General features: G+C 72.1%; 1 protein-coding gene (cut by a window edge). It reads left to right on the top strand.

What is annotated here, in order from left to right:
• Positions 1-20,472 carry the 3' portion of a hypothetical protein gene (locus ABZS51_RS14805; protein WP_355440322.1) on the top strand. 18,369 nt of this gene lie to the left of the window's left edge, so the window shows 20,472 of its 38,841 coding nt (coding positions 18,370-38,841); the start codon falls outside the window, past its left edge; its stop codon occupies positions 20,470-20,472.

Raw genomic sequence — 20,472 nt, 5'->3', positions numbered from 1 at the left:
GTCGGATCCAGGATCGAGGCGCGCTCGATCCATGTGGTCGACGAAGAGGGCACCACGCACCGGATCACCGAGCTCACGCTCCAGGTGCGGTACCGCCGCCACCCAGCCCTGAGCAAGGCGGGCCTGCTGGTCGAGCAGTCGAACACCCTCGACGCGATGGACGTCTACTTCAACCACCAGCACCGCCTGCGCGACGGCTCCCAGCTGCACGTCCGGGTGGAGTTCGTGGAGGCCAGGAAGAACGAGCCCGCGGTCACGTTCCACCCGAGGATGCCGGGACGGGCCGATCACATCAACATCTACGCGGGCTTGGGACTCTCCCTCTACGCACACGAGTTCGGCCACCACCACGGCTTCGCCGACGAGTACGTCGAGGCGGCGAGGAGGGCTCGGCGCACTCTCACCGACATGATGGTCAAGCGCGACGCGCAGAGCGTCATGGCGCTGGACAGGCTTGTGTGGGCCACCACCGGCGATGTACTGGACCTGCAGGGACTGCCTTTCCTCGCTCCCACGGGCCTGCGCGACCGTCATCTCATGGAGCTGTCCGACCTGGTGGAGAGCCGGGCGGCGCACCTGCCGATCACCAGTGGCGCAGCGCGGCCCGCCGTGCCGCACGAGATCCACCGCCCGGTCGTGCCCACGGCGGACAACACGCGACTGCCCGATAAGGTGCGGGAGCTGCTGAAGACGTTCCCCGTCAGCGGGCCGGAGTTCTTCCAGCACGCCCTGCGCCTCGACCGCATGACCGCCGTGTACAAGGACACGCCGATCTCGGACCTGACCCGGCAGCACCTGGACTACACCGACGCGCTGGTCTCCACCGCGGCCGCCATGTACAAGACGTCGACCGACTTCCCGTTCAGCGACACCGACCTCAGGCGGGTCCGTGACCTGGTCGAGCTGGTCGCCGGCCTGGACGGCGGAGTGCCCAGCCCGCATGTCTTCCTCCGGCAGGTGGCGGAGGCCATGGGCGAGCACGGCTACTCCGTGCGCGATGCGGACGGGCTGGCACGGTTCGTGGAGTGGCACCGCGCCACGAACGGTCAGCGCTTCCCCGGCGAGCAGGGCGTGCCCGCCCTCCGGCAGGCCGCCGCCACGCTGTTCGGTGACGCGGACAGCACCAGAGCCGTGGTCAAGGTCGCCCAGCTGTTCGCCGACGCGGCCCAGGATTCGGAGCAGATCGCGCTCGGGCAGGCGGGTGAGCGGTGGACCTTCGTGGCCGACAAGATCGCCCAGGTGCTCGCCTGGCGATCCCGCGGAAAGACGACGCTGAGCCTCGATATCGCCAGGGAGGTGGAGCGCGCGTTCGAGATCGCGCGCCCCACCGGCCTGCATCAGAGTGCCCCCGACCGTTCGGAGTCCCGCCAGGCCGCCCCGCGACGCGCCGTCCGGCCGATCGGGGACTGGTTCGTCGCCGGCGGCCGGCAGCCCGGCCTGGACGACCTCACCGTCGCCGAGGCGCGGGCCGCGTTCGACGCCGAGGTCAGGCCGAGCGACTTCGGCAACCCGTCCATGACGTGGAGCTGGACCGACGACACCACCCTGCTCATCGACGGACGGCACATCCGCTTCGAAGCCGGGCCGATCGACGGCGACCCGCCCGCCCTCACCCGGCCGGCCTCGGGCACCGCCCAGGACCCCCACCACGTGACGCTGTCCCCCCGCATCGCCCCGGACCAGGCGGCCACCGCGGTCCTGGCCGCCGTCTCCGACATCCTCCAGCCGGCCGCCGGACACCCCAGCGCCACCGACCAGAACGTCTTCCGCCTGCTGTCCCGCAAGTACCGCTCCGCGCAGGCGACCGAGGCCGGGGCCGCCCTCCGTACCCGGCTGGACACCGTCCTCACCGGCTTCGCCGCCCCGGAAGGCGAGCAGGCACCGGAGTCGAAGGAGCCGAAGTCGCCCGCGCCGGTCGCCGGTGAACCAGCGCGGCCGCGCAGCAGCGACCTCAACCCCGACACCCGGCCGCCGCTGCTGCCCCTGCACGACGACAAGACCCTGGAAGCGCTGCGCGACCGCCCGGCGAACGAGCGCCGGCGGGACAACGCCTACGCCATCAAGCCGGAGCAGGCGATCAGGGCATCGCAGTGGGCGCGGCTGCGCCAGTTCGCGGGCGAGGAGGTCACGGAGCGCGATCCGTGGGAGAGGAGCAGGTCACGCTTGGAGGTGCGCTCGCTGGGCGTGGTCGACGAGGCCGGCACGACGCACCGCATCACCGAGTTCACCCTCATCCTGCGGTACGCGGCCCATCCCACGATGAGCCAGGCGGAGCTGCTGGCGGAGCAGTCGCACCTGCTGGACGCGGTGGACGTCTACTACAACCACCAGCACCGCCTCCGCGACGGCTCGCAGCTGCACGTCCGGCTGCGATTCGTGGAAGCCCAGGGGAACGAGCCCAGGGTCACCCTGCACCCCAGGACCCCCGGCTCCCGTCCCAACGCCGAGAACCTCTACGCGGGCTGGGGACTGTCCGTCTACGCCCACGAGCTCGGCCACCATCTGGGCTTCCGCGACGAGTACATCGAGGCTGCGAGGCCGGACCGGCGCACGCTGGCCGGCCAGCTGGTGAAGCTGGACCCGACCCTGATGGGCACGGAAAGACTCCGGTGGGACGGAGACCTCGTCACCGATCTGGACGGGATCCCGTTCCCCGCGCGGGTCGGCCTGCGTCACCGTCACCTCATGCTCCTGTCGGACCTGGCCGAGACCACCGAGGTCCCCGTCCGCCGGCGGGCCGGCGGCACCCCGGATCTCTTCGCGCCGCTGGTGGAGAGGCGACCCCGCCGCCTGCCGGTCGTCACAGGCCCGGCGGAGCCCGCCGGGCCGTACGAGACCATGCGTCCGGCCGCGCCCACGGCGGACAACATCCGGCTGCCCGAGCAAGTGCGCGAGCTGCTGGCGAAGTTCCCCGCCCACGGCCCGGAGTTCTTCCGCCACGCGCTGACTCTCGACCGCATGGCCGAGACGCACCGGGAGATCGCGATCCCGGACTTCACCCGCCGGCACCTGCTCTACACCGACGCTCTGGTCTCCACCGCGGCCGCCATGTACGGGACCTCGACGGACTTCCCGTTCAGGAGCGCCGACCTCAGGCGGGTCCGCGCGCTGGTCGAACTCGTCGCGGGCCAGGACGGCGCGGTCCCCAGCCCGCATGCGCTCCTCCGTCAGGTGGCGCAGGCCATGGGCCGTGACCGCCTCACTGTCGGAGACGTGGACGGGCTCGCGCGGTTCGTGGAGTGGTACCGCTTCACCGGCGGCCAGCGCTTCCCCGGCGAGCAGGGCGTGCACGTGCTGCGGCGCGCCGCAGCGGAGCTGTTCGGCGACGTGCGGACCACCAGGGCCGTGGTCGAGGTGGCGAAGCTGTTCTCGGCCGCGGCCGAGAACTCGGAGAACATCGCGCTGGGGCACGTGGGCGACCGGTTCGCCGAGGTGGCGGAGAAGATCGCTGAGGTGCTCGCCGGACGAGCGCCCGGGGAGTTCGTCTCGGGCTACGACCTCGCACAGGCGGTGGAGAAGGCGCTCGCGGCCGCCTCCACCGACGGTGACACGCGTGGACAGGAGCCGGCCGCGGGCCGTACCGGCTCGGAGGACGCCACCACCCGGCCGGCCGGCCGGGCCCGGCCGGCCCCGGACACCACCGCGTTCGCGCCCGAGACCCCGATCGACCCGCTCACCGGGACGCGCGTGCGCGGCGCCGCGGGGCGGGCCGGAATCGCCGGGCTGCCGGACGGAGGGGTGACGTTCCACAACGCCCCGGACGCGCCCAACCCGCGCGGGTGGGAGGCCGGCGACGAGGGGTTGCGGCGGGGCCGCCGGGTCGCCGCCGACATGGGCTGGAGCGGGCTGCCGGATCTGCGGCTGCGGCAGGTGGGCCAGATCGACAGCATGTTCGAAGCCTCCCGCGAGGGTTTCCGGGCCGAGCAGAGCGCCCAGTCCCGGCTGGGCGGCAGTCGCGGCGTGTGGGAGACCGCGCTGGAGGCGCTGAACACGGGTGACCCGTCGCTCAGAGCGGCCTTGACCACGAGCGACGTCGACGTGGTGACCGCCGCGCTGGTGAACTACGCCACCGCTGCGGAGCTCCACGCCAGGGAGGGGTCGGCGCTGGCCTCCCAGGCGGGGATGGCCGAGCTGTCCGTGCAGGAGCTGCGCTCGATCGGCCTTCTCGCCATGCGGTCCGGACTGCGGACGTGGCGATCGGCGGCCGACCCGATCGTTCATCAGCTGGTCCAGCAGCGGGGGCTGCGGGCCACGCTCGAGGCGTTCCTCGACCTGGAGCGCAAGGGCGCGTACGCCGCCATGGACATGGTCCACCAGTCCGCGGACCGGCTCATGCAGTACATGGACCTGACCGGAGACGATCGGCTCCGGTGGGTGGGGCAGGCCGTGAGCCGCCTCGCCGAGTACCCGAGCGGGGTCTGGCCGGTGCTGGGCCGGCTGGCGGAGGTTGGCGGGCCGGAGCTGTTCGGCGGCCGGCTCGCTCCCGAAGGGGCCACCCCGCTCTCCCGCCTGGTCACCGGCAGAGGGCTCAAGCCGTTGGTCGACCTGTACCTCGCCGCGGTCCGCGACGGCTTCCGGCCGGTCATCGGCGCGGCCACTCCTGACGAGCTCGCCATCGCGCTGCAGCAGGCGGACGGGCGGGGGGACGCGACGACCGCACGAGGCAGGGAGATCGCGGACCGGCTGGGATGGCGAGGGCTGCCGGAGAGCTCGGCGCGCCGCCTGGGCGAGATGGCGGAGATCTACCACCCGACCGGCACGGCCATGACCGCGGAGCGCCATCGTGCGCGGTTGGCCTGGGAGCGGGCCGGATACGACCTCGGCAGCGAACGCGGTGTCTACGCGACCGCGCTGCGCGCGTTGGGCCAGGGCGATGAGGCGGTCCAGGAGGCGCTGGACGGAGGCGACCCCGACACGCTGACCGCCGAGCTGGTGCAGTACGTGGAAGACGTCGACCTCCACCTGGACGCCGGGCGGAGCCTCGCCGCCCGCGCGGGGATGTACGGCCTGACCGACCAGGAGCTGCGGGCCGTCGGCCGGCTGCACATGTGGGTCGAGTTCGGTCAGGAGGGCGCCACCGAGCCCGCCATGGACGGGCTGGTCCGGGAGCACGGCCTCACGAAGACGCTTGAGGCCTACCTGGACCTGGAGCGCAAGGGCTCGTACACCTCCGTCGACCTGATGTACGACGCGGGATCGTGGCTCAAGGAGTACATGGACCGGACCGGAGACGATCGCCGTCTCTGGCTGGGTGAGGCCGCGAACCGCGCCGTGGCCCCCTGGAACGACATCCGGGCGGAGCTCGGCCTCCTGGTCGAGGTCGCCGGGGCCGAACTGCTCGGCGGCCGGCTCGCCTCCGAGGAGACCACCCCGCTCTCCGCCCTGACCGCCGCCAAGGGACGTCTGCAGCTGATCGAGCTGTACCTGGAGGCGGTCCGGGACGGCTTCCGGCCGGTCATCGACGCCACCACTCCCGACCAGCTCGCCGCCGCCCTGGAGCAGGCCGAAAGGCGCCACGAGGCACCCGCCGTCGCCCGCTCCGAGAAGACGGCCGATGTCGCCCGCCCCGAGGAGAGGACCGGCGAGCCGGTGGCGCAGGTCGCGACGGCGCCCCGGAGCGCGACCGCGTACGACATCGAGACGCTGCTGACCCAGGGCTACCGCGTGACCGGCTGGCTGGTCAGCGAGCTGTCACTGGCCCATGACCTCATCGAGCCGTTGCTCTGGGAGGCGCACGAACAGGGACAACTCGTCTGGGAGCCCGAGCCTGGGCAGTCCGACAGGTTCACCAAGGAAGTCGCGCGTGACCTGCTGAAGGGTGTCATAGCGCAGGACCCGGACCGCTGGCTGGGCGAAGCCCTCGCGCTCGGGCTCGACCTCCACGGCCTCGAACCCGCCCAGGCCCGCGCCCTGGCATGGGTGCAGCGGGCGTACGGCGGCGGTTTCCAGACGATGGAGGAGCTGTCCCGGCAGCTGTTCGACCTCGCCGACACCGCCGGTCTGTACTACCCGCCGAACGTCTCGCGCCAGATTCTCGACGTGATCGCCGACGGGCACCGGCTGGGGCTCATCCCGTCCCGCCCGTCACGGGCGGCGCTCGAACTGGGCCTGCGGCTCCTGGCCGAGAACGGCGGGAACACCGGGAACACCGAAGACGCCGGGAACAGCCGGATCAGCGAGAACACCGAGAACGCGGAGAGCACGCGGACCGTCGAGGGCACGGAGAGCACCGCCGGCACCGTGAGCGAGCCGGTCACCCACGAGGTCGGCCACGCGTGGGCGGACGGGCGGTTCGCGAGCACCGGCCTGGCGACCCGGCAGGACGTGCGCGAGTGGCTCCACGTCACCGAGTACGACCAGCTCGTGCGTGAGCTGCGGGACCTTCAGGCCGCGGACCCCGAGCTGATCCGGCGGCACGCCGCCGGCTTCGACACCCGGCCCGAGGGCGTCGTCATGCTGCGCGCCTTCACCGCCGGACACGACGCGGAGATCAACGCGGCGATCGGTCAGGGGCTCCGCCCCGGCCGGGACCCGATCGGGGGCTCGGTCGCGGAGATGTGGGCCGCGTGGCAGGAACTGCCGCCCCTCGCCGGCCCGGTCTCCTCCTGGCTGGATCTGACGCCGCAGGAGCTCGCCGGACGGATCGCGGAGCCGGAGGTGGTGCTGTCCGAGTTCACGCTCGTGACCGCCGAGACGGACCCCCCGGCGACGAGCGTGCCCGAGGGCAAGGTGCGCGTCCGGTTCGACTTCGACGTGGCGGACGCGCGCGAACTCGGGCCCATCACGCGGCAGGCGGGCCTCCGCCAGGTGCTGGCCGCGCCGGGGACCAGGCTTCGCGTCACCTACGTCGCGGAAGAGCAGCGGGTCGTCCTGTCCGGCGGCCCCGCCGCGCCCTCGGCCGCCCTGACGTCCGCCGCACCGTCGCCGGCCCTGACCGCGCCTGCGGACGGCCCCGTGGCCGCGCCATCGGTGGCGCCGGAGCAGCCGGACACGCTTCCGGCGGCGCGGAGCGAGGCGTCAGGCGACGGCCGGCCCGTCCTCACCCCCTTCGACCCTCCCTCGTACGCGCCGATGAGGGAGGATGCGTGGAAGGAAGGCGACGGCTGGGTGGCGTCGACGGAGGGGCGAGGGGAGACGCTCCGGCTCTACCGCCGGCTGCCCACCGGCGCCGTCCTCGACATGCACATCGCCGACGGCGTCCTGCACGTGCTCCGGAGCAACGGATGGTCCCGGGTCGAGCAGACGGCCGACGGCCCGCAGCTGCGCAGAGTCGAAGACGCCCACCTCCTCCCGGAGATGTCGGAGATGGCCGCCAGGGCGCAACGATCCGGGTCGCACGGGTACTTCGGAAGCCTTTACAACTTCAACGTGACGGTGCACCAGGAGCCGGGCCTGATCAGCCGGCGCAATGCCGACGCGGACGTCATCGTCACCTTCTCCGGGGGGCACCTCGTCGGCCTCCACGTCCCGGTACGCGACGAACAACTGACGACACTGCTGACGCCCGCCACCGCCTTGGGCACGCTCACCCACCCGGCGACCGGGCTCAAGGGCGTCAGGGTCGACAACGGCTGGATGGAGTTCACCGTTCTGGAGGACGCGTCGGTCGTGGACGCCGAGATCCGGCCCGTGGACCTCACTCCGGAGCTCGTGGGGCTGGAGCGCACGAAGGTCGTCAGCGAGCCGACCGGGTTCACCGTCGGAGCCGTCAACGACGACGCGACCATCGCCCGGCTCCAGGAGTTCGGCGGCGTGCCGAAGGCCGAGATCGAGGAGCGGCTGCGGGAGGCGGCCCTCCTCGGCCGCGCCGAGGACCTGACCGACGCGCTGGTCAGGGACAACACGCTGGTGCTTGCAGCGAACCTGACGCACCATGACCTGGCTCAGCCGCTCCGCCTCGCCGGCTACGTGTTGGGGTACGTCGACGAGGCCCGGATCCGGCTCCACGGTCACGAGTACGACGTGCGCGCGGTGCACCGGTCCGGACTCGCGGACAACCCGTTCGGCGGCGCCGCGCCCGCCACCTCGATCGAGGTGGTCAACGTGGCGACCGGCGAACGGCTGACCTTCGATACGGTGATCGCCGAGACGGCCTCCTCGCACGGCTTCTACGGAGGCAGGAGGTCCCCTGCGCGGGTCTCGCCCGAGCAGATCATCCGCGTGTTCACGCACCTGAACGACGCTCTGCCGGACGGGCATCTGGACCAGCTCGCCAGGTACGCCGACAGGGACCTGGAGCGACCCACCGGCGAGGTCGTCGTCGCCGCGGCGCACACACCGCCGAGCGCCCGCGCGCCGGAGCTCCCGGCCCTGCCCGACGCGGTCACGACCCTGCCCGAGGGCCTGGAGCCCCTGGGCGGCAGGTTCGCCGGCAGCGACGACATGGTGATCGAGTTCGGCGACGACGGGAGGCGCTTCTACGCCCGGCTGGGCGAGGGTGACGCGATCGCCCGCATCGGTGTGGACCGCCTGTCCGCGGACGAGGCCCGCGTCATCGTGGAAGACGACATGCGGCATGTGACGCGCTGGTCGGTCGGTACGCACGGAACCACGACGGCCATCGACTTCGCCACGGACGACCGGCTCGTCCGACCGACCGAGAAGCAGCTGCGCCGCCTCGGTTTCGCTCCGCTGACCGACGCCGGGGAGCGACTCATGCGGTTCGAACACGGCACCACGACCGTCATCGCCGTGCTCGACCACCGGCGGCGACTCGCCGGCCTGTACTCCAGCGTCTCCTTCAGCCCCTCTCAGCAGCGGCTGGTCGACGCGGCCACGATCCGGCCCAGCGCGGGCGACTTCACGATGGAGATCAACGGGCTGCGCTTCAAACTCGCGGCGAAGCGCGAGCAGAAGTCCACGCCGGGCAGGCCGTTCGAGACCATTCTCTGGAACCACGAGTCGACGCTGGGGATCGGCGGCAGTGTCCGTGTCGACCTGCCACCGGTTTCGTCCCCCCGGCCCCGTCACGCGGTGCCCGACGAGGCGGCGGAGATCGCGGAGTCGCTCCGCCAGGTGACGGCCTCGCCCGCTCACCTGCCCGGGTTCGAGCAGCTGGGAGTCACCCCCTTCTGGCGGAGCGGGCCGTTCGTGGTCCTCCAGCGGCCGGACTCCGGCGTCGTCCTGTACCGGCAGGACGAGACCGCCCCGCGGGGAGGCCTCCGAGAGGTCCACGACGAGGCGGGCCTGAGCATCAGGACGAGCGCGGACGCCGCCACCCTGGCGATCACGGAGGACGGGCAGTCCGAGGCCCTGTACCGGATGGCCACCCCGCGGGTCGCGCAGCTGCTCGGCGGTTCCGCCGAGGGCGTGCGGATGGGCGACACCTGGCTGGAGTGGACGATCCACCCGGACGAGCCGCACACCCGCAACATCGTCGTGCAGGCCGACCCCGCCACGCTCCGCACCGCGCTGGACGCCGCGTCGACCGACCGGCTCAACGACGTGCGCAGGTTGGAGAAGCAGCTCCCCCACCAGGTTACGGAGGGCTGGCGGACCGACGTCGCGGGGGTGCTCAGGCACGACGACCACCTCGTGCAGATCGAGGGGACGACCCACGCGGACCTCGCCATACCGTTGCGCCTCATCAGGGCCCTGGACGACGAGCTGCCCGGCTTCGACCGGATCACCATCGGCGGCCAGGAGTACGAGGTGCGGCGCGAGATGCCGTTGTCCTCCGTCAGCTCGCCGTTCGGTGACATGCTGGACTACAGCCCCGACTACGTCGTCGTGCACAAGGCCTCCAGGGCGGAGCTGCGCTTCCCCGGCCGCGCCGGCGAGCTGATCGCCGCGCATGGCTTCTACGGCGACAACGTCCACATGCCGCGCGTCGATCCGCAAGAGATCAAGATCATGTTCTCGGGGCTGCTGTCGTCCGACGCGGGCATCTCCGGGCTTCTGGGCGGCACGACCTCGGATGTCGCGACGCGCCTGCCCGGCGGAGGCGGCTGGCTGGGCGCCAGCTCGTACTGGAGAGGCGTCTCCCGGCTGGTCAAGCACACCGGCACGGGCGACCCCGTCCTGTACCTGAAGAGGGAGCTCCAGCTCTACTACTCCGCCACCATCGTGGACGTGGACGCCACCGCCGAAGGCGGGCCGCTGCTCCTGGCCTACGCGAACAGTTACGAGGGTCACGCGTTCCCCATGGGCGACGTTCGGGTGGGCGCACAGAATGAGACTCGCCGAACGTACCCGTACGGGCGCTCCGAGCAGCCCCTGTCGCAGCAGCTGGAGGAGTCGGGTTTCCACCCGGTCCACGACGACGGTGACGTGCGCATCCTGCGCTACGCCTGGTCCGGCGGTGAGATGCTGGCCGTTTTCGTGGGCGACGAGCTCGACGGTTTCTTCAGCCGCGCGGAGAGCGACGAGACCGAGCAGGAACTCCCGGCCCTCCAGGCCGCCGAATCCCACGAGACCGAGCAGGGCGTGCCTGCCGCCCAGCCCGCCGAGACCGGCGACACCACGCGGACGGCAGCCGCGGCCGACACCGGCAAGGCCCGCCGGTGGTGGCGCCCGGGCACCACCGCGTTCGCCCCCGAGAACCCGATCGACCCGCTCACCGGGACGCCCGTCCGCGGCGCCGCCGGGCAGCCCGGGTTCGCCGGGCTGCCGGACGGAGCGGTGAGCTTCCACCACGACCCGGAGCGGCCCAACGCGCAAGGGTGGCCTGCCGAGCGTGAGACCGCGCACCCGATGCAGCAGGGCAGCCCTGACCAGGACGACGCCGGCGAACGGGTGGAACGGCACGAGCCGGCACCCCCGACGGGCCCGGCGCAGCCCCGCACCCGGAGCGCGACCGCGTACGACATCGAGACGCTGCTGACCGAGGGCTACCGCGTGACCGGCTGGCTGGTCAGCGAGCTGTCACTGGCCCACGACCTCATCGAGCCGTTGCTCTGGGAGGCGCACGAACAGGGACAACTCGTCTGGGAGCCCGAGCCGGGCCAGTCCGACAGGTTCACCAAGGAAGTCGCGCGTGACCTGCTGAAGGGAGTCATAGCGCAGGACCCGGACCGCTGGCTGGGCGAAGCCCTCGCACTCGGGCTCGACCTCCACGGCCTCGAACCCGCCCAGGCCCGCGCTCTGGCATGGGTGCAGCGGGCGTACGGCGGCGGTTTCCAGACGATGGAGGAACTGTCCCGGCAGCTGTTCGACCTCGCCGACGCCGCCGGTCTGTACTATCCGCCGAACGTCTCGCGCCAGGTTCTCGACGTGATCGCGGACGGGCACCGGCTGGGGCTCATCCCGTCCCGCCCGTCGCGGGACGAGCTCGAAGGGGGCCTGGGTCTCCTCGCGGAGAACGTGGAGCAGCCGGAGAGCACGGACACCGCCCGGACGGCACAGACCGCCCAGACCGCCGAGCGCTCCGAGAGCGCCGAGACTGCTGGGAGCGCCGAGAGCGCCGACGTCGTCGTGAGCGAGCGTTCCCCGTTCGAGACCGGCCACGCCTGGGTGGACGGGCAGCTGCCGGCCACCAGCGCGAGCACGCGACAGGACGTGCACGAGTGGCTGTCCATCACCGAGTACGACAAGCTCCGGCGCGAACTGCAGGACATCCAGGCCGCGGACCCCGAGCTGATCCGGCGGCACGCCGCCGGCTTCGACACCCGGCCCGAGGGCGTCGTCATGCTGCGCGCCTTCACCGCCGGACACGACGCGGAGATCAACGAGGCGATCCGGCAGGGGCTCCGCTCCGAGCCTCTGGGCGGCGCGGTCGCGGAGATGTGGGCCGCGTGGCAGGACCTGCCGGCCCCCGCCGCCCCGGTCTCGTACTGGGTGGACCTGACCCCGCAGGAGCTCCGCGCGCAAGTCGCGACGCCGGAGATCGTGCTGTCGGAGTTCACCCTCGTGACCCCGGAGACGGCGCCTCCCGCGAGCGCCGTGCCCGAGGGCAAGGTGCGCGTCCGGTTCGACTTCGACGTGGCGGACGCGCGCGAACTCGGGCCCATCACTTACCAGGCGGGCACCCGCCAGGTGCTGGCCGCGCCGGGCACGAGGCTGCGCGTCACCTACGTCGCCGAGGAACGGCGGGTCGTCCTGTCCGACGGCCCCGCCGCGCCCTCGGCCGCCCTGACGTCCGCCGCACCGACGCCGGCGTCCGCCCCTCCTGCGGCCGGCCTCCCTGAAGCGGCCGCCCTCACCTCTCTCGACGGCTTGTCTTCGCCGCTGTGGGACGGGCACTGGAAGGAAGGCGACGGCTGGGTGGCGTCGAGGGAGGTGCACGGGGACAGGCTCAGGCTCTACCGCCGGTTGACCACTGGAACCGTCTTCAACATGCGCTTCGCCGACGGCGTCCTGCACGTGCTCCAAAGCGATGGTTGGTACCGGGTCGAGCAGGCCGACGGCCCCCGGCTGCGCCGAGTCGAACAGGGTGACGTCACCCCGGAGATGGCCGAGAGGGCGCGGCGGCTGACGTCCGGCAGCTACGAGTACCGCGGAAGCCTCAACGGCTTCTTCGAGACGGTGACCCAGACGCAGTGGGAGGTCAACCGGCGCCATCCCGAAGCCGACGTCATCGCCACCCTGTCCGGGGGACGCCTCATCAGCCTGTACGTACCGGTGAGCGGCGAGCGTCTGGCGAGGCTGCTGGCCCCCGCCACCGCCATGGGCACGCACACCCATGCGGCGACCGGACTCAAGGGCATCAGGGTCGACAACGGCTGGATGGAATTCACGGTTCTGGAGGACGGGTCCGTCGTGGACGCCGAGGTCCGGGCCGTGGACATGACGCCGGAACTCGTGGGGCTGGAGCGCACGCGGGTCGTCAGCGAGACGACCGGGTTCACCGTCGGGGGGACCAACGACGAGGTGACCATCGCGAGGCTCCAGGAGTTCGGCGGCGTGCCGAGGACCGAGATCGAGCAGCGGCTGCGTGAGGCCGGGCTGCTCGGCCGCACCGAGGACGTGCGGGACGCGCTGGTCAGGGACAACACCTGGGTGCAGGCCGGGGGGCTGACGCACCACGACGTGGCCCAGCCGCTCCGCCTCGTCGCCCATGTGCTGCGCCACGTCGACCAGGCCCGGATCAGGCTCGGCGGCCACGAGTACGACCTACGGGTGCTGAGCCGGTCCGGCCTGGCGCGTAACCCGTTCGGCGGCGCCGCGCCGGCCACCTCGATCCAGGTGGTCAACGTGGCGACCGGCGAGCGGCTGATCTTCGACGCGGCGATCGCCGAGACGGCCGCCTCGCACGGCTTCTACGGCGGCAGGAGGTCCCCGGCCCGCGTCTCGCCTGAACAGATCGTCGGCGTATTCACGCACCTGGACGAACGCATGCCGGGCGATCGGCTGGTGGAGCTCACCGGCTACGCCGACAGGGACCTGGAGCGTCCCGCCGGCGAGGTCGCCGTCGTCGCGGTGCACACGGCGCCGGGCACCCGCGCGCCGGAGCTCCCGGCCCTGCCCGAGGCGGTCGCCGCCCCGCCCGCGGGACTGGCCCCCATGGCCGGCAGGTTCGCCGGTAACGACGACGTCCTGGTCGAGTCCGGCGACAGCGGGATCCGCTACTACGCCCGGCTGGACCACAAGGGCGGCATCGCCCGCGTCGGTGTCGACGCTCGGTCCGCGGACGAGGTCCACATCACCGTGGAGGACGACACGCGGCATGTGGCGCGGTGGTCCGTCGGCACGCGCGGAACGGCGAGCCTGCCCACGGACCCCTACGCGAAGCACGTGGTCGCCCGGCCGACCGAGAAACAGCTGCTCCAGTTCGGTTTCACGCTGGTGGCCGAGGACGGCCGGCAGCGGATCATGCGGTTCACGCACGGCGCCACGACGGTCATGGCCGTGCTGGACGGCAAGCGGCGGCTCACCAGCCTGTACTGGAGCGTCCCCTTCAGCCCTGCCCAGCAGCGGCTGGTCGACGTGGCGACGCTCCGGACCGACACCAGGAACAGCGAATCCGTGCTGGAGGTCAACGGGCTGAGCTTCGCGGTCAGACTGAAAAAGGACCACTACTCCGGGCCCGGTGTGCCGTTCGCGGCCGAGCTCTGCAACACCGACTGGTCGTCGTCGTACGGCGGCGCGGTGTTCGTCGAGCTGCCGCCGGCCTTGTCCCAGGCAGCCCGCCACCAGGTGCCCGAAGAAGCGGCGCAGATCGCGGAGTCGCTCCGCCGGTTGACCGCCTCGCCCGCCGACCTGTCGGGGTTCGGGCAGCTTGGCGCCACGCCGTTCTGGCGGGGCGGACCGTTCGTGCTCCACCAGTCGGCCGACTCGAGCGTCGTGCTGTACCGGCAGGTCACCGACGCCACCGCCCAGCCGGAAGAACTCCACGTGGCCCACGACGACGGCGCCGGCATGCGGATCAGGTCGGACGGCCAGGCCACCACCCTGGCGATCACGGCGGACGGGCAGGCCGAGACCCTGTACCGGATCGCCGCCCCGCGGGGCGCGCACCTGCTCGGCGGCTCCCCCGAGGGCGTGCGGGTGAGCGACACGTGGCTGGAGTGGACGGTCCGGCCGGACGACGCCCACGTCCGCCACGTGCTCGTCCACGCCGACACCGCCACGATCCACGCCATGCTGGACGCCGCGTCGCCCGGCCGGCTCGACGACGTGCGGGCTCTGGAGAAGCAGCTCCCGCACCAGGTCACGGAGGGCTGGCAGGGTGACGTCGCCGGGGTGGTCAGGCACGACGACCACCTCGCGCAGATCGAGGGGACGGGGCACGCGGATCTCGCCATGCCGCTGCGCCTCATCAGGATGCTGGACGACCAGTTGCCCGGCTTCGACCGGATCACCATCGGCGGCCAGGAGTTCGAGGTCCGGCGGGAGATGCCGCTGTTCCCCGTCCGCTCACCCTTCGGCGACATGCTCGGCTACAGCCCCGACTACGTGGTCGTGCACACGGCGTCCCGGAAGGAGCTGCGCTTCCCGGGCCGGGCGGGCGAGCTGATCGCCGCGCATGGCTTCTACGGCGACAACGTCCACATGCCGCGCGTCGACCCGCAGGACATCAAGGTCTTCTTCTCGTCGGTGCTGTCGGCGGACGCGGGCATCTCCGGGCTGCTGCCGGGCACGACCACGGGTGCCGTGCCGCGCCACCCCGGCGGAGGCGGCTGGCTCGGCACCAGCCCGTACTGGAGAGGCGTCTCGCGGCTCGTCAGGCGCACCGGCACCGGCGACCCCGTCCTGTACCTGAAGAGGGAGCCCCGGCACTACCGCGGCGTGCGCATCGTCGACGTGGACGCCAACGCTGAAGGCGGCCCCGAGCTGCTGGTCGGCTTCGACGAGGACGACATGCAAGCGTTGCCCATGGGCGACGTACGGTTGCCCGGCGGCTCGCCGCGGGAACGCCGCCGTTACCCGTACGGGCGCTGGGAGCAACCCCTGCGGGAGCAGCTGGAGGAGTCCGGTTTCCACCCGGTCCACGACGACGGTGACGTGCGCATCCTGCGCTACGCCTGGTCCGGCGGTGAGATGCTGGCCGTCTTCGTGGGCGACAAGCTCGACGGTTTCTTCAGCCGCGCGGAGAACGACGAGACCGAGCAGGAACTCCCGGCACTCCAGACCGTCGAATCCGACGAGACCGAGCAGGGCGTGCCTGCCGCCCAGCCCGCCGAGACCGGCGACACCACGCGGACGGCAGCCGCGGCCGACACCGGCAAGCCCCGCCGGTGGTGGCGTCCGGGCACCACCGCGTTCGCCCCGGAGAACCCGATCGACCCGCTCGCCGGGACGCCCGTCCGCGGCGCCGCCGGGCAGCCCGGGTTCGCCGGGCTGCCGGACGGAGCGGTGAGCTTCCATCACCCTGATCAGTCCGACCCCCGAAGCATGCAGTCCTGGCACCCGGAGGTGCAGCGCGGCTCCGAGATCGCGGGCGACGTGGGCCTGCGCGGCCTGACGGACGGCAGGCTACGGCAGCTGGCCGCGATCGCGGAGGTCTTCGGCGGCTCGGAGACCGCGGCCGCGGCCGCGGAACGGGCCGCCCACGAGCTCGGTGGCCGCAGAGGCGTGTACGGCACGGCGCTGCGCGCGCTGGAGGCCGGACACGCCGGGGTCGCGGACGCCCTGTCCCAGCGCGACGCCGACGCGTTGACCGCCGCGCTGGTGGACTTCGCCACCACGACCGACCTGCACCTTCGCGAAGGCCGCGCCGTCGCGGCGACGGCCGGGATGGACGGGCTGACCGAGCAGGAGCTGCGCGCCATCGGCCGTCTGCATCTGTGGGTCGACTTCGAGCCGGAGGGGGCGACGGCCGACGCGCACATGCGCGACCTGGTCCGGGAGCGCGGACTCGACGCGACGCTCAGAGCGTTCCTCGACCTGGAACGCAAGGGCGCCTACACCTCTGTCGACCTGAGCCACGCCCCGGGCCGGCACCTCCGGCAGTATGTGAGCCTGACCGGGGACGAGCGCCTCCAGTGGCTGGGCGAGGCGGTGAGCCACATCGGCCCCCACCCGCAGGAGACCTGGGCGGATCTCGGCCGGCTGGTGGAACTCGCCGGGCCCGAGATGTTCGGCGGCCGGCTGGCTCCCACCGGGCAGACCGCCCTGACGGCGCTGGTCGCCGCGCGGGGGCCGGCACCGCTGCTCGACCTGTACGTCGATGCCGTCCGTGACGGCTTCCAGCCGGTCGTCGCGGCGGCCACCACCGACCAACTCGCCACCGCTCTGGAGCAGGCCGAGCTGGTCAAGAACGCGTCCCGTCCCGGCCGCAGCGTGGACGACCTGATCAACAGGCCCGCCGCCCCGAACCGCGAGGCCGAGCAAACAGCGGAGGATCGTGGCCGGCCGAGCGAGGAGCGGCCCGACCCCGGCGCCACCAGCCTGTCGGCGCCGGCCCCGCGGCCCTGGCACGCACAGGACGGCTTCCGTGAGCCGACGCGGATCGGCCACTGGACCTTCCCCGGCGAACTGGTCCTCGGCCTGCTGTCCGGCGTGAAGGAGAGCGTGCGGCTCAGCGGCGGCCGGATGAACGAGGGAAACGTGTGGAAGCTCGTCTTCCACGACGGCCTGGCCGCGGTCCTCAAGGATCTGTCGGAGATCGGGACCTTCAGTGGCGAGGCGTGGCTCGCTCGGCGGCGCGCCGACTCGGAGGAACTCGCCTCACTGGTCTACGAGGTCGTCGGCGCACGGGTCCCCCGCGTCTACCGGATGGGCCCCACTCGTCTGCTCATCGAGCACCTCGACGGGTTCGCGCAGCCGAAAAGGCTGAACAACCAGCGGGACGTGCTGCTGATCGGCCTCGGTGACGCTCTGGTGCTGAACACCGACAGGTGGGGGCCCAACTTCATGGCGGCGCAGGACGGCCGGGTCGCGGGAATCGACCACGAGTTCTGCTTCGCCGAGCCGCACGACAAGCTCGTACCGAGGGGCGCTTCCCTGTGGGCGTCGCCCTTCATCGACCGGACGGAGGTGCTCGGCGAGGGCGACACCTCGTCGTTCGCCTACCACTGGACGGACGGCAACCCGCTGACCGCCGCCGACGTGGCGCGGATCACCTCCAGGCTGCAGGACCTGGAGCAGAACTTCGCGGCCAGAGGCAGGCAGGACTGGTACGCGGCGATGATGGAGCGCTGGGCGGGCATCGCCGCGCGCGCCACCGGGGGCGCCGGGTCGATCGTCGACTCTGCGGCGGGCCACGCCGATCTGGCGGCCACTCCTCTGGCGCAGCTGGCGCCCGAGCTGACAGCCAGGCATCGGGAGCTGATCCTGAAGTTCAGGCACCAGGTGGCGGCGGGCGTGTGGTACCGGGACCCGTCCGTGCCCGTCCTGCCGACGGCCGACCCGCGGCTCCTGCGGCCCACCGCCGGCGTCATCGACGTCGGCATCACGGCCGACGGCACCCACTTCCGCATCGGCGATCATCGGCTCACCGTCGCCGACCTGGCCACCATGCTCGCCCACGACCCCCTCGTGATCGCCGCCCCGGATGCCGTCCTGCGCGTGCTGGGGTGCGATTTCGCCCAGAACCGTGCCCTGCTGCAGGCACTCGCCGACATGACGGGGCACGAGGTGATCGCCGGTGACCGGCTGGTCTACATCGGCGCGGACCGCCAGGCGCACACCGCGTCCGTCCAGGAGTACACCGCCGACGGCCGGCCGGTCTTCCCGGCGAGTGACGACGGCGGCTGGCACCGTGCCGCGCCGAGGGCACGCGTCGCACCGCCCGAAGGCCCGGCCCAGGTTCCCGTCGCCTGGCCGGAACCGAGACGCGGGCTGACGGACGAGGTCATCGCCGCGGCCACGGCCGCTGCCGAGAGCAGCTGGACCACCATCGGCGAAGGCGAGGACGGCAGGGTCGACCTGCTCGTGCTGGACGAGGAGACCAGCGTGGTCAGGAAGGTGATGTGGGAAGGACGCGCCCGTCCCCTCCACGCCGAGCTGCTCGCGGCGCTGGTGGGCGAGCGGCTCGGGGCGAACGTCGCGCACGCCCGGCCCCACCCGACCATGCCCGACGCCGTTCTGATGGAGCACCTGCCGGGGCGGCTGATCCTAGGGGCGGACGCCCAGTCCAAGCGCGGAGCGCTGCTGATCGAGCTGCTCGACATCCTCGTCATCAACCACGACAGGCTGGAGAACCTGCTGGAGGACGGCGACGACCTCTACGCGATCGACCAAGCGCGCGCGTTCGACATGAAGCGCCTCGACCTCGCCTACCATGGTGAACCTTTCGGCGGTAACTTCCTGGACTATGGATCGGACGGCCGGTTCGGCTGGGTCGACAACCCTCTGACCAGGACTGACGTCGACCTTCTCACGGAGCGCCTGTACGCCCTTCGTCCCGAGTTCGCACGGCGTGGCATGCTGGCCGAGTACGACGTGATGATGGACCGGCTCTACCACGTGGGCCTGCACGCGAAGGGCGACACCCCGCTCATCGCCTCGGCCCCGGATCCGGCCGTCGCCGCCCAGCACCACTTCGGCCCCGGAACCCCGGTCACGGGCACCGTCTACCGGGAGCTGGACGCCCCGGCGAAGCGGACCCGGCCGGGCAGCGAGTCCGAGGCGCCCGACACGGTGCTCAGCATGCACGAGTACTTCCCCTTCCATGTCGCGCCCATGGAAGTCGTCATGTACTCGAGGACGGGCACCGACCTCGGCGACGGCCGGGCCAGTCACGCGCCCGGCACCAGGTTCAAGATCCTGGGCGTCCATCAGGGCGCCTACACCACCCCGAACGGCGTAGGAGGGGACAGGCTCTACACGGTGGAGCTCCCTCCCGAACCACTGCCCGTACGGCAGGCACCCGCCCTCGAAGCACGGCACCAGGAGCTCATCCGGCAGTTCAGGCACGAGGTCGCGGCCGGCGTGTGGTACCGCGACGCGGACTCCGCGGTGATGCCCACCGCCGACGCGCGGCTGCTGCGGCCCACGACCGGCATCCTCGACATGGCGATCGCGAGCGACGGCACCCACTTCCTCATCGGAACCCACCGGCTCACCGCCAGGGACCTGGGCATCATGCTCGTGCACGACCCCCGGCTCATCGCGGCCCCGGACGCGGCCCTCAGGGTGCTGAGTGGCGGGATCGGCGCGAACCCGGCACTGCTGCAGGAGCTCGCCGACACGACCGGCCGTGAGATCATCGGCAGTGAGGGGCACGTCTTCGTCGGCGACTACCTGCAGGTGCACGCGACCACGTCACAGCGCTACACGGACGACGGCCGGCCCATGTTCCCCGGCCGCGGCGACAGCGCCTGGCGCATCGCCGTCCCCGAGGCCAGGGTGACACCACCGACGGTCGCCGCCGAGGTCAGCGCGCCCCGGCATGAACCGGCGCCCGTTCCCGAGACGCTGCGGTCGCTGTTCGGCGCGGAGAACGTCACCTTCGTCGAGCTCGGCGGCGGCGAGGACGGTGTGGTGGACCTCATCAGGGTGGACGGCCGGACGCGGGGCGTCAGGAAGACGATGCACCGATTCGCGCGGCGCGCCGCGCCGCTGGAGGTCGTGGCCTCCCTGGTGGGGCAGGCGATCGATGCCAACGTGCCCCGGGCGGTCCTGGACCCGGACGACCCCGGTACCGTGATCATGGAGTACATCGAGGGCTCCGCCATGCCGGACGACGATTCCGTGCTGCGCGGCCACCGCGGCAGGCGGGATGCGATCCTCATCGGGTTGCTCGACCTACTGACCGGGAACGTCGACCGGCACTTCGGCAACCTCCTGAAGACCGAGGACGGCAGGCTCTTCGGCATCGACCACGCCCGTGTGTTCAACCACGACCGGCTCAAGGTCCATCGGATGCAGCCGTTCACGTCCGCCTTCGTCGGGCGCCTGCCTGACGGCTCGTTCGGCTGGCTCGCCGCGAACCCGCTCACCAGGCAGGACGCCGAGCTGATCACCGAACGCCTGCACGCCTTGCAGCCCGAGTTCGATCGTCACGGTTTGCAGAGGGAGTTCTCGTTCATGATGGGACGGCTGTACCACGTGGGGCTGCACGCGAAGGGCGAGACATCCCTGATCGCCACGGAGTCCGGCCCGGTGGCGGGCGTCCGTCATCACTTCGGCGCGGGATCGGTCGTCCGGTGA

The organism is Nonomuraea sp. NPDC005501 (assembly GCF_040605905.1).
GTDB lineage: Bacteria > Actinomycetota > Actinomycetes > Streptosporangiales > Streptosporangiaceae > Nonomuraea.
The sequence above is the reverse complement of the archived record's forward strand: the minus strand, read 5'-3'. Positions and strand labels throughout refer to the sequence as shown.